General features: G+C 62.2%; 11 protein-coding genes and 1 tRNA gene. 9 read left to right on the top strand and 3 right to left on the bottom strand.

Translation table 11 applies throughout. The annotated features are described in order from the left end of the window. Positions 1 to 123 precede the first annotated feature (123 nt). Positions 124 to 1,317, bottom strand: coding sequence for a nicotinate phosphoribosyltransferase (pncB, locus tag KQH60_RS03620; protein WP_237575196.1), 1,194 nt, complete (start codon positions 1,315 to 1,317; stop codon positions 124 to 126). Positions 1,318 to 1,576: 259 nt separating this feature from the next. On the opposite strand from pncB, the gene fdxA reads away from it, so the two are divergent. The 4 genes from fdxA to KQH60_RS03600 all read left to right on the top strand — a co-directional run bounded on the left by fdxA (position 1,577) and on the right by KQH60_RS03600 (position 3,400). Then, positions 1,577 to 1,900, top strand: coding sequence for a ferredoxin FdxA (gene fdxA / locus KQH60_RS03615; protein WP_237575195.1), 324 nt, complete (start codon positions 1,577 to 1,579; stop codon positions 1,898 to 1,900). Positions 1,901 to 2,006: 106 nt separating this feature from the next. Next, positions 2,007 to 2,082: transfer RNA gene (locus KQH60_RS03610), tRNA-Asn, on the top strand. 471 nt (positions 2,083 to 2,553) lie between these two features. Next, positions 2,554 to 3,237, top strand: coding sequence for an ImmA/IrrE family metallo-endopeptidase (locus tag KQH60_RS03605; protein ID WP_255779021.1), 684 nt, complete (start codon positions 2,554 to 2,556; stop codon positions 3,235 to 3,237). Continuing rightward, a complete protein-coding gene (locus KQH60_RS03600; RefSeq protein ID WP_237575304.1) occupies positions 3,128 to 3,400 on the top strand; it encodes a CreA family protein in 273 nt (90 codons plus the stop codon). Before KQH60_RS03605 ends, KQH60_RS03600 begins: the two co-directional genes overlap by 110 nt. A 279-nt stretch (positions 3,401 to 3,679) precedes the next feature. Here KQH60_RS03600 and KQH60_RS03595 read toward each other — a convergent pair whose 3' ends face one another. Continuing rightward, the gene (locus tag KQH60_RS03595) at positions 3,680 to 4,087 is read right to left on the bottom strand and encodes a hypothetical protein (RefSeq protein WP_237575193.1); all 408 of its coding nucleotides are present in this window, start codon (positions 4,085 to 4,087) and stop codon (positions 3,680 to 3,682) included. A gap of 306 nt (positions 4,088 to 4,393) precedes the next feature. On the opposite strand from KQH60_RS03595, the gene KQH60_RS03590 reads away from it, so the two are divergent. The 5 genes from KQH60_RS03590 to KQH60_RS03570 all read left to right on the top strand — a co-directional run bounded on the left by KQH60_RS03590 (position 4,394) and on the right by KQH60_RS03570 (position 10,753). Further along, positions 4,394 to 5,800 carry an MATE family efflux transporter gene (locus KQH60_RS03590; RefSeq protein ID WP_237575192.1) on the top strand — a complete coding sequence of 469 codons (1,407 nt, stop codon included), beginning with the start codon at positions 4,394 to 4,396 and terminating at the stop codon, positions 5,798 to 5,800. Positions 5,801 to 5,951: 151 nt separating this feature from the next. Next, complete coding sequence (locus KQH60_RS03585) at positions 5,952 to 7,517, top strand: phosphatidylserine/phosphatidylglycerophosphate/cardiolipin synthase family protein (RefSeq protein WP_237575303.1); 1,566 nt, start codon at positions 5,952 to 5,954, stop codon at positions 7,515 to 7,517. Between the two features lie 61 nt (positions 7,518 to 7,578). Further along, positions 7,579 to 8,976: a class II fumarate hydratase gene (gene fumC / locus KQH60_RS03580; RefSeq protein ID WP_237575191.1), complete on the top strand. Its 1,398-nt coding sequence runs from the start codon at positions 7,579 to 7,581 to the stop codon at positions 8,974 to 8,976. Between the two features lie 162 nt (positions 8,977 to 9,138). Beyond that, entirely contained in the window at positions 9,139 to 9,975 is an 837-nt protein-coding gene (locus tag KQH60_RS03575; protein WP_237575190.1) for a thymidylate synthase, read from the top strand. Positions 9,976 to 10,255: 280 nt separating this feature from the next. After that, the gene (locus KQH60_RS03570) at positions 10,256 to 10,753 is read left to right on the top strand and encodes a dihydrofolate reductase (RefSeq protein ID WP_237575189.1); all 498 of its coding nucleotides are present in this window, start codon (positions 10,256 to 10,258) and stop codon (positions 10,751 to 10,753) included. 13 nt (positions 10,754 to 10,766) lie between these two features. On the opposite strand, the gene pmbA is transcribed toward KQH60_RS03570, so the two are convergent. Further along, positions 10,767 to 12,149 carry a metalloprotease PmbA gene (gene pmbA / locus KQH60_RS03565; RefSeq protein ID WP_237575188.1) on the bottom strand — a complete coding sequence of 461 codons (1,383 nt, stop codon included), beginning with the start codon at positions 12,147 to 12,149 and terminating at the stop codon, positions 10,767 to 10,769. Positions 12,150 to 12,207: the final 58 nt, after the last annotated feature.

The raw sequence follows: 12,207 nt of genomic DNA, 5'->3' as shown, positions 1-12,207 counted from the left end.
ATCGAAGATCCCGATGGCCGTGGTGGCATCCAGCTTGCAGTGGGACGCCATCCGCGCGACGCAGTGCGGTGCGATCGCGGGACGCTGCGTGCATGCCGCCGGTGCGTGCCGGCCTGACCTGGTTCAGTGGCTCTCCTCCGATGGCATATCGATCTCGAACACCTGCCGCAAGTACGCGATGTACGCGGGATCGTCGCACATGTTCTTGCCCGGCGAATCGGACAATTTCGCAACGGGCTGGCCATTGCAGCGGACCATTTTCATCACGATCTGCAGCGGCGAATAACCCAGGTCGTTGGTTAGGTTGGTGCCCACGCCAAAAGCGAGTTTGCAACGACTGCGAAAACGCTCGTACAGCTGCAGCACCTTCGGGATATCGAGTGCATCAGAGAAGACCAGGATCTTGGTGTGGGGATCGCAGCGATTCAACTCGTAGTGTTTCAATAGCTGCTCGCCCCATTCGAACGGGTCCCCCGAATCGTGCCGCGCGCCGTCGAAAAGCTTGCAGAAGTACATATCGAAGTCACGCAGGAACGCCTTCATGCCGTAAACGTCGGACAACGCAATGCCGAGATCGCCACGGTATTCTTTGGCCCACATCTCAAAACCGAAGATCTGCGAATCGCGCAGCCGCGGCCCCAGCGCTTGACACGCCTGCAGGTACTCGTGCGCCATCGTGCCCAGTGGCGTCAACCCGTGCTTCATCGCGTAGTAGACATTGCTGGTGCCGGCAAACTGCTCGCCGAGCCCCGCCATCAGCGTCAGGATGACCTCCTCGTGCCACTGCTTCGAAAAGCGTCGCCGCGTACCGTAGTCGGCAATCTTGCAATCAGCGTAGTCGGGCCTCGCGCCGAGCATCGCCATCTTGCCAGTCAGCCGCTCGCGTCCCTCGTGGTACGCCGGCGAGCGCTGCGTATTACGGAAATAGACTTCGTTGACGATCGCCAGCACCGGGATCTCAAACAAGATCGTATGCAGCCACGGCCCGCGCACGACGATCTCGATCTCACCGTTGGCCTTCGGCGACGGCCAGACGCGAATATACTTGTCGTTGAGCTGGAACAGCGCGAGGAAGTCGACGAAGTCGCTCTTGATAAAGCGCAACTGGCGCAAGTAGTCGAGTTCGTCGTCGGTGAAGCGCAACTGGCACAGGCGGCCGATCTGCTCCCGGATCTCGTCCACGTATGGCACCAGGTCGATGCCGCGCGTGCGGCAACGGAACCGGTACTCGACGCTGGCGGCAGGAAAATGATGCAGCACGACTTGCATCATCGTGAATTTGTAGAGATCGGTATCGAGTAACGAAGTGATGATCATGGTCGCACAGCCAGGCACAGGCCGGAAGCTCGGACGGGCCACGGCCGTCTGGCGCGGCACCTCACGTTGATGTTAGCGCAAGCGATGCCACGGCACGTACGCAGCAACCGTGACCGCATATAAAGACATCACCAAAGTGTATAACAGCATCGGGCGGAAGGCGGCGACGCGGTGCGCTACAATAGTTATTTTGCAAAATGGTGGCGTCTGTGGCTACATCGTGTGCCCACATCGCTATACACAGAGTGCAGGAGCTTCAATGACTCACGTTGTGACCGAAAGCTGCATCAAGTGTCGCTATACCGACTGTGTCGACGTATGCCCGGTAGACTGCTTTCGCGAAGGTCCGAACTTCCTCGCGATCGACCCGGATGAGTGCATCGATTGCGCGGTTTGCGTGGCGGAATGCCCGGTCAATGCGATCTATGCGGAAGAAGACGTCCCCGGCGACCAGCAACAATTTATCCAATTGAACGCGGAACTGGCGAAGGACTGGCCCAGCATTACGAGGACCAAGTCTGCTTTACCGGACGCGGAGGAATGGAAAGACGTGAAAGACAAGCTGAAGCTGCTTGAGCGATGAGCGCGACGCGCGCGCGCCGGGTGCGCGATGATCGATGACATCACGCTTTGCGCGCCACCTGTTGACAAGACGATAAAACACCCATAGAATTCCATTTCTCTACTGTTCCCCGATAGCTCAGTCGGTAGAGCGCCGGACTGTTAATCCGTAGGTCCCTGGTTCGAGCCCAGGTCGGGGAGCCAAGAAAATCAAGGGGTTGCATGAAGATGCAACCCCTTTTGCTTTCAGTTAGCCTATTTATATTAGACAGTGTCTAATATTCTTCATAGGAAAACCTCGCCAAATCCTCCTCCTTCGATCTTGCCTAGCAATTTCGTCAAACCCGTCTGTTGCTGACTTCCCACGGATTCGAACTTGAGAACCGCCGTTCTTGCCCGATATCGCATAGGGACCGTGGCCTGACGGCTGAATGTTATACTTGCACCAACTTGGCCGTTGCCCCTCAATAGCACGTTGTTGGAGCGAGCCATGTGTTACAAGTCGCAATTTACTGCACCGCAACGCGCATGGCAGGCACACAGTCTATCTGATAGACCTGCCCGCACTGCGCAGGCCTATCTGAAATCCTATTGGAATCAACAGCTTCCAGTCGACCCAATTGCGATTACTAACGCGGTCGGTGTGCAAGTGTTTGCTAATCGCCCCCTTAAGGCTTGGCCGGATGCTTCAGCTTCGACGACCCATTGAAGCCGGTAATCGAATTCAACGCGAGCGAACCGGCGCTGCGTCAACGCTTCACGATTGCCCACGAACTCGGTCACTTTGCACTGAATCACGGTCCTCGTTTTCGAGACTCCACCGAGAACTTTTCCCTTGCAAACGACGATCTAATTGAAGCAGAAGCGAACAAATTTGCTGCAGAACTCCTGATGCCAGCCGCAGTTGTCAATGGGCTCATTTCCAAGTACGACATTACGGACTTGGACCGGCTAACAGGTATGTTCAAAACCTCAACCGTCGCGATGAAATATTGCTTAAAAAACTTAGATGGCTATGACTCACGACGACTCAAAGACACGACTGGAGTCCTTTCCAAAGGAAAATGGTCAACAGCTTTTTTCGCCGATACCGCCCCTGCTGACGATCTGTCTGCAGGCACCTCTCCGGACATTCCGCAACTGGTTAAAGAAGACCTCTTGGACCGCCAGCGTATTCGCGCCTATCGGCACGTGGCGTTCTATGGGACCGTAACTTTAATCGGCCTCACGTTCTTTGCCCTGTTTAAGCATCAAGCGAACAACGACGGGTGTCGCGCTAGCCACCGCCGCGCTGCTGTGCTGGGGCGCGACAGCCGGTGCAGAAGAGATCGGCAGCGTCAATACGAATTTCCGAATTGAACGAATATCGTTAATCTTCAAGACATTGCATGTCGTGCGCGTGGTCGACCGCAAGCGCAATACGCTAGTCTATTTGATCTACAGCGATCGCGTCGTATCGGGCAGTGCGAAGAACAGCGTGACGGCTGTATCGGTGCAGGGGCAGTCTATCCCGCTCAGGTAACCCGCGCTCGATGCCTAACCTACTGTGGCCGACATCGGGCACGCCACGCCGGGCCAGCCGCTGTGCTGCGCGCGCAAATCGACGACCAGCGCGGCAAACGCCGGCCACACGCGGGCAGGATGAATTCGGCCAATGCGAGCGACGGATCAAACGCACCGCCAGCCCATCGAGGATTCGTGCGGCAATCGCCGAGCCGATGCCAGGCCACTCCAGGCAAGTCGGAGCAGCAGACGACGGGCCGGCGCGCGCCGCCGACGGCGGCGCAACCCGCAATACCGATTAGTTTTGCGCGCCCTTGTCGGCCGCTGCCGCGCCGCCCGATTGCTCATTGAGCGTTTGGGCCGCATCCCGCTTGGCTGCCTTGCGTTGTTCCTTGGCTGCCTTCAACTGGCTGTGGTACTCCTGCTTGAGCGCCTTTTTGTTGGCGCGGTACTGCGCGTTGGCCGCTGCGTCCGTATCGCGCTTCTGCACGAGCGGATCGACGTGACTCGGCGCGACGATACGCTGGCTGGTGCCCGTGCCACCGCTGCCCGCCATGGAATCCGCGCTGCCGTGCGCGCCCACGCCAACGGCTGCGCCAGTGGTCTCGCCGCCGCCTTGAGCCGGCGTTTGTGCAAAAGCGGCAACCGTGGCAGCCACCAGCGCGGTGCCCAGCGCGATACAACGGATTTGACGAATTGCAGTCATTAGATGCCTCCCTATGAAGTCGATCAATGAAACGGCGCAAAGCCGCATGGGCAATCACTCCCACGCACCTGTCGGCCTGCCCGTGCGCGACAGCCTAGCACAGCATGCACGCGTCAGGCCTTTGAACTGACCCGCGCGGGAGCAGGAGGTTCGCCACGGTTTCGATTGTTACCTATCGTTTTGCTTACCAGCGTTTGCTTACAGCCGGTGACCGACCCCGTTATTTCGTATTGCGGACTCACTCAACCGGGGCTCTTCTCAATAGACTGCTGTTAAGATAAACCATTACCTTCCGATCCGCTTTCAATGACCCATCTCGGTACTGCTCAGGACACGCCGGTACACCATCACGGCAAGCCTACACTCGCTCATCATGCGACCGAGACGGCACGCCTGGCAGCGCCGCTCGCCATCGCGCAACTGTCGCAAATGGCGATGGGCGTCACCGACACAATCCTGCTCGGCTCGCTGGGGCCCGACGCGCTGGCAGCCGGAGGACTTGGCGCCATGCTATTTTTCACCATCATGACTCTGCTGCAAGGCGTGCTCCAGTCGGTCAGCGTGACGGTCGCACAAGCGCGCGGCGCCCAGGCAGAGCATCGCGTGCCGTCAATCTACTGGACGGGCCTTGCGCTATCGCTGGTGCTGGCGGTGCCGGCGTTCGTGCTGCTGAGCTTCGCGACACCGCTGCTGGTGATAGCAGGCCAGCCGTCGGCGTTGGCCGAAGATGTCGGCCAATACGCGCGCGTGTTGCGCTGGGCGGCACTGGGCAGCCTGATCGGCATCGGCATGATGCGCGCGTTCCTGCCAGCGATCGGCGCCGCGCGCCGGCTGTTGTGGGTATCGGTGGGGGGCGTCGTGTTGAACGGCTTCCTAAACTACGGGTTGATCCATGGCGCGTGGGGCTTGCCGCGCATGGGGTTTCTCGGCTCCGCGGCGGCCACGGCGATCACGATCTGGCTAACCGCGCTCGTGCTGCTCGCGCTGTTGCACCTGCCCGAACGATTCCGGCACTTTGTCGCCGGCTCGCGCCGCCCGCGTTGGTCCGTGATGTCCGAGTTGCTCGCGGTCGGCTGGCCGGTCGCCGTGACGTACGCCGCCGAGACGATGCTGTTCCTCGCGACAAGCCTGGCGGTAGGCACACTCGGTGCAGCCGCCCTCGCGGCGCACCAGATTGCGCTGAACGTCGCATCGGTCACTTTCATGGTGCCGCTGGCCATTGCGCAGGCCGCCAATGTCCGGGTCGGGTACTGGGCGGGCGCACGCCATCCCGTCGAGGCACGCCGCGCCGGGATCGTCGCGCTGGCGCTGGGAGCCGGCTTCATGGCGGCGTGCGGCACCGTGATGACGTGGATGCCGCACAGCATCATCGCGCTTTATCTGAACCCGCATGAGCCGTCCAATGCGGCGACAATCTCGCTGGCCGCGTCGCTGCTGACGGTGGCGGCCGTGTTCCAGATCGTGGACGGACTACAAACCGTCGGAGCCGGCTGCCTGCGTGGGCTGCGCGACACGCGCGTGCCGATGCTGCTGGCCGCCACCGGCTACTGGGGCATCGGCTATCCAACTGGCTATTGGCTCGCCTTCCATGCGGACCTGGGCGCGAGGGGCTTATGGTGGGGCCTGGCCGCAGGACTGGCCACGGTCGCGTGCCTGATGGTCGCCCGGTTTTACTGGAAAAGCCAGGCGCTCGGACGTGACACCGCGGCATAACAGCGTGGCGGATCGCACCGGCGGCGTCCGCGCGAACGCGCACACCGGCCGACAGACCATACCGGCCCCGGCAACACGCGTGGCCGGGGCCGGCGCGGCGGCACAGCGGCGGGCGATGTTGCCGGCCATGCTGCTGCTCGCGATGTCATCCATGCTGTGTGCCGGCTGCACGACGCATCTACCACAGGCTGACGCGCGTGCGGCGCCGATAACCCATGCACTGTCTGGCGACACCGTCACGCCACTGTCGCGCGCCGTGCAGGCGGCCTCGTTGGCCCATGGCGGCTTGGACGGATTCCGCTTGCTCGCCGACGGCACCGACGCACTGCAGATGCGCGTTGCACTCGCACACGCGGCCACGCGCACATTGGACCTGCAATACTACATCGCTGAAGAAGACAATACCGGCAAGCTGCTGCTGGCTGCGGCGCTCTACGCGGCCGATCACGGTGTGCGCGTACGCATGCTGGTCGATGACTTGAATTTCAAGGACATCGACAAGACGATGGCCGCGCTGAACCTGCATCCGAGCATCGAAATTCGTGTGTTCAATCCGTTCTCGTGCGCTAAGGCCGGCGTGTTGGACAAAATAACGAACCTGCTGACGAATCTGGACAAGCTGACACACCGGATGCATAACAAGGCGATGATCGCCGACAACCAGATCGCGATCATCGGCGGACGCAATCTTGGCGATGCATACTTCAACGCCAACTCAGACCTGAACTTCCGGGACCTGGACGTGTTCGCCGCCGGCCCGATCGTCACCGGCATCTCGGCCAGCTTTGACGAGTACTGGAACAGCGACCTGGCCTATCCGCTTAAAGTGCTCAACCGGCAGCGCTTCAATCCGGACGATGTCGAGAAGGTGCGCGTGGCGCTGCGCCGGCACTGGCGGCAGACGGCCGATGCAATCGGCGCGAGGCCGCTGAACGCGGCACCGCTCGCGCAGCAGATCCGTCTCGGCCAGTTGGGCCTGACGTGGGCACCTGCGCAGTTCGCGGTAGATTCCCCGCGCAAGGCAACGCTGCCGATCGGGCACTATGAGAGTTTGCCGCTCAAGCGCCTGTTGGAGCAGGTTCTTGCCGCGCGCAGCGAAGTGTTGGCGATTTCGCCATACTTCGTGCCCCACGATAGTGTCGTCGCATTGACGCGTCAATTGGTCGGCCGTGGCGTGCGGGTGGCGATACTAACGAATTCGCTGGCGGCGACCGACGCCCCCGCTGTACAGGCGGGTTATGCACCGTACCGCGAGCCGCTGTTGCGCGCCGGCGCACAGCTCTACGAATTCAAGTCAACCGTGCGCAACGGCCGCGTAACGCCTGGCATAAGCGGCTCCCGCTCCCGCTCGAGCCTGCACGCGAAAGCCTATGTGATCGACCGCGAGACGTTGGTCATCGGCTCGATGAACCTCGACCCCCGCTCAGTCCATTTGAATACGGAATTGGCGTTGTTCATCCATAGCAAGGTGCTCGCCGAGCAGCAGGCGCGGCTGTTCGAACGCGCGATCGCCCCAGAATTCAGCTACCCGTTGCGCCTGGCCACGCCCGAGGAACGGGCACAGTTGCGCGCGATCGGCGCGCCGGCTTCACCGCTCATCTGGACCGATTTCGAGGATGGGCATGTCATCACGTATAACTTCGACCCGGACGCCGGCCTTGCACGTAATGTGCTCACCGGCTTGTTTTTCGTCCTGCCGCTGCGTGATCAACTGTGAACGGCCACCGCGGCAGCCCTGTCCGATCACCCTGGACCTCGTGTCCGCACTGGAGCATAAAATGACAGAGAATGTCAGGATGGAACGCGACACGTTTGGCGCCATCGCCGTGCCTGCTGACCGGCTGTGGGGCGCGCAAACCCAACGATCGCTGCAACATTTCAAAATCTCCACGGAGAAGCAGCCATCGGAGTTGATTCACGCGCTGGCGATCGTTAAGCGCGCCGCAGCTGAAGTCAACGAAGCACTTGGCGTGCTACCCGCCAATAAGGCACGCGCGATCATTGCCGCGGCAGACGAAATCCTCGCTGGCGAGCACGCGGTGCAATTCCCACTGGCGGTCTGGCAAACGGGCTCGGGTACACAAACCAACATGAACCTGAACGAGGTCATCGCCAACCGCGCGAGCGAGTATCTGGGCGGTGAACGCGGCGAGGCGCGCCTGGTGCATCCGAACGACGACGTGAATCGCGGCCAGTCGTCCAACGACGTGTTCCCGACCGCGATGCATATCGCCGCCGCACAAGGCATCGCAACGCGGCTCAAGCCGGCGCTGCTCAAGCTACGCGACACGCTCGCGCACAAGTGCACCACTTTCGCCGACATCGTGAAGATAGGCCGCACGCACCTGCAGGATGCCACGCCGCTGACGCTGGGCCAGGAATTTTCAGGCTACGTCGCCCAGCTCGACCAGGGGATGCGCCATCTGGACGCGACGCTGCCCCATCTGTACGAACTCGCGCTTGGCGGCACCGCAGTGGGCACTGGATTGAACGCCCATCCGCAATTCGCGCAAAAGGTCGCCGCGGCCATCGGCCGGCTCACCGGGCTGCCGTTTGTCACCGCGCCGAACAAGTTCGAGGTGATGGCAGCGGCCGACGCGCTAGTGGCCGCACACGGCGCGCTGAAAACGCTCGCCGCAAGCCTGATGAAGATCGCCAACGACATCCGCTGGCTCGCGTCGGGACCCCGCTGCGGGTTAGGTGAACTCACGATCCCCGAAAACGAGCCGGGCAGTTCCATCATGCCGGGCAAGGTCAATCCGACCCAGGCGGAGGCGCTGACGATGCTGTGCTGCCAGGTCTTCGGCAACGACGTGGCAGTCAATTTCGGCGGCGCAAGCGGCAATTTTGAACTCAACGTTTTTCGGCCGATGATCGCGCACAATGTGCTGCAATCGATCCGACTGCTGACGGACGGCATGCTGAGCTTCAACGATCACTGCGCGATCGGCATCGAGCCCAACCGGGCACGGATCGACGCGCTGCTCAACGAGTCGCTGATGCTGGTCACCGCGCTCAACCCGCACATCGGCTATGACAAGGCGGCACAAATCGCCAAGAAGGCACACCACGAAGGCACCACGCTGAAAGCCGCCGCGCTGGCGCTCGGCTATCTGAGCGCTGAGCAGTTCGATGCGTGGGTTCGACCGCGGGACATGGTTGGCACGCGCGGCTAGCCGGCCGCACCGCGGATGCCCGCGCGGCAGTCCTAGGCCTTCGTGCCGCCATTGGCCCGAACACCACTCGTTGATCGGCGCATTGTCCCCGGTCACGTAGAATAATGCATTCGCCGTTTCCAGCCACTTTCCCTGACCGGGTCCGCAACCCGGTTCCAGACCATGGATGCACCGTACCTGTCTATTCTCAAGGATCTGCTCGAACGCGGCACGCTCAAGAGCGACCGCACCGGCACGGGCACGCGCTCACTGTTCGGCGTGTCGTACCGGCATGACTTGTCCACCGGCTTCCCGCTGCTGACCACCAAGAAACTGCACGTGCGCTCGATTCTGCACGAGTTGCTATGGTTCCTGCGCGGGGACACGAACATCCGCTACCTGCATGAGAACGGTGTGACGATCTGGGACGAATGGGCCACGCCCGATGGCGAACTCGGCCCCGTGTACGGCGCGCAGTGGCGGTCGTGGCGCAATCCCGACGGCACCCGGACCGATCAGGTGCAGGCGCTGCTCGACTCGCTGCGCACGAAGCCGGACAGCCGTCGGCACATCATCAACGCATGGAACGTGTCGTTTTTACCCGACGAGTCGAAGTCCCCCGTGCAAAACGCGCTGGAGGGCCGCATGTCGCTGCCGCCATGCCACATCCTGTACCAGTTCTACATCGCCGATGGCAAGCTGAGCTGCATGCTGACCCAGCGTTCCGGCGATTGGTTCCTCGGCATTCCATACAACTGCGCGTCGGTGGCGTTTCTCACCCATATGATCGCGCAGCAACTCGGCTTGCAACCCGGCGAAATCGTCCATTCGATCGGCGACGCTCACCTGTACCTGAACCACGTCGACCAAGCCCGGTTGCAGCTCACCCGCACGCCACGGCCGCTACCGCGGCTGATCATCAAGCGACAGCCGGACACCCTGTTCGACTACCGCTTTGAAGACTTTGAGATCGCCGGCTACGATCCGCATCCCCATATCGTCGCACCCATCGCTGTGTAGCTTGACGGCACCAGGACCTGAGCGATCCCAAGCCCGAGCCGGCCAGCGGCGTCAACCACAATTGCCGTGTTCGTGTCCGCCGCCGCTCGCCGAATGCTGAGCCGCGCCGAGTCGAAGCCACCACCCGTTGGATATCGCTCGTGTCACGCTGTATCGGCTGATGGACGCACACAGGCTTGGGGCCGCTCGGAGCCGAACGATCAACTAAACTGAGCAGTCGGCTACAATCGGGCATGCGGGGCCAGCCCTGCCCCCTGCCTGTCCAACTCACGGTGGATCAATGACGACGCTTTGCCTGATCGTCGCGCGCGCACGCAACGGCGTGATCGGACGCGACAACGCGCTGCCATGGCGGCTGCCCGAGGACCTTGCGCACTTCAAGCGCACCACGATGGGTGCGCCGCTGATCATGGGGCGCAAGACCCACGAGTCGATTGGGCGCGCGCTGCCAGGCCGCCGGAACATCGTCGTGACGCACGATGCGGCGCGACGTTTCGAGGGCTGCGACACCGTCACCAGCCTGGACGCAGCGCTCGCGCTGTGCGAAACGCTGCATGCGCCGCTTGCCTACCTGATCGGCGGCGCCCAGTTGTATCGCGAGGGGATCGGACGCGCCGGGCGATTGATCGTCACCGAGATCGATCACGTGTTTGAAGGCGACGCGACGTTTGCCGCGCCGTCACCGGCGCACTGGCGGGAGGTGTCGCGCGAAACCTATCGCGCAGCCCCACCGAACGACTTCGACTACGCGTTCGTCGAATACGAAAGGCTGCGCTGATCCGTCGCGGGATTCACTGGCCGGCAATCGTCATCTGCTCGATCAGTACCGAGCCCGTTTCTTTCGTCCCGCGCACGATTTTGTCGGCGCCAATCGCGACGATTTGCGCAAACATTCGCTGCAGCGTGCTGGCGACCGTGATCTCCTCGACCGGATACTGGATCTGGCCATTCTCAACCCAGAATCCGGACGCGCCACGCGAGTAGTCGCCCGTGACATAGTTCACACCCTGCCCCATTAACTCAGTCAACAGCAGACCCGTGCCGAGCTTGCGCAACATCGCGCGGAAATCGTCATCCTCGCGCGTCAGCGTGCTGGTCAATGACAGATTGTGCGAGCCGCCGGCATTGCCGGTAGTCTTCATGCCCAGCTTGCGGGCCGAATACGTCGACAGGAAATACCCCTGTACGACGCCGTCGCGCACGACGTCGCGCCGCGTGGTGCGCACACCCTCCTCGTCAAATGGGGCACTGCCCAGCGCGCGGGGCACATGCGGGTCCTCGCGCACCTGCACGTGCGGCGCAAATACAGGCTTGCCCAGCGAGTCGATCAGGAAGCTCGTCTTGCGATATAACGCCCCGCCGCTGGTCGCTTGCACAAACGCCCCCAGCAGCCCAACGGCGAGCGGCGCCTCGAACAGCACCGGGCATTTTCGGGTCTCGAGCCGGCGTGCGCCGATACGCGCCAGCGCACGCTCGGCAGCATAGCGGCCCACCGCTTCGGGCGGGGCCAATTGCGCTGCACAGCGGCGTGACGTGTACCAGTCATCACGCTGCATCTGCTGGCCGCTGCCGGCAATCGGCGCGCATGCGATAGCGTGCCGCGAGTACGGGTAGCCGCCGACAAAGCCGCGGGAGGTGGCCAGCACGAACTGCGAATGCTGCGCGGACACGCTCGCGCCTTCGCTGTTGCGGATGCGCGGGTCGGTGTCGAAGGCCGCCTGTTCGGCGCGGCGTGCGATCTCGACGGCGTCGTCGGCATGCAACTCCCACGGGTGGAACAAATCCAAATCCAGCGGATGCATCTCGAGTAGCTCCGCTTCGGCGAGCCCGGCGCAGTGGTCCTCCGCGGTGAACCGCGCGATGTTGTACGCAGCTGATACCGTATCGCGCAGCGCCGCCGGCGAGAAATCGGACGTGCTCGCATTGCCGCGCTTGTTGCCGATGAAGACGCTCACCCCCATCGTCTTGTCGCGGTTGTGCTCGATCGTCTCGACCTCGCCTCGCCGTACCGACACCGACAAGCCGTCGCCCTCCGAGATCTCAGTCGCGGCATCGGTTGCGCCAAGCGCTTTGGCGTGCCGCAGTATGTCCGCCGCGATGTCCTTCAGTTGCGCCTGGGTGTGCGCAAACACGCGCTGGTGTACTGCCATGTCAGTTCGATCCTCGGTTTTCATGATGCGATCATAACAAGTCGTTTGCCCAACCGCGAGGATGGCACGCGGCACGCGCTAA

The sequence above is a fragment of the Mycetohabitans sp. B8 genome, assembly GCF_021991875.1.
In the GTDB taxonomy this organism is placed as follows: domain Bacteria; phylum Pseudomonadota; class Gammaproteobacteria; order Burkholderiales; family Burkholderiaceae; genus Mycetohabitans.
The sequence above is the reverse complement of the archived record's forward strand: the minus strand, read 5'-3'. Positions and strand labels throughout refer to the sequence as shown.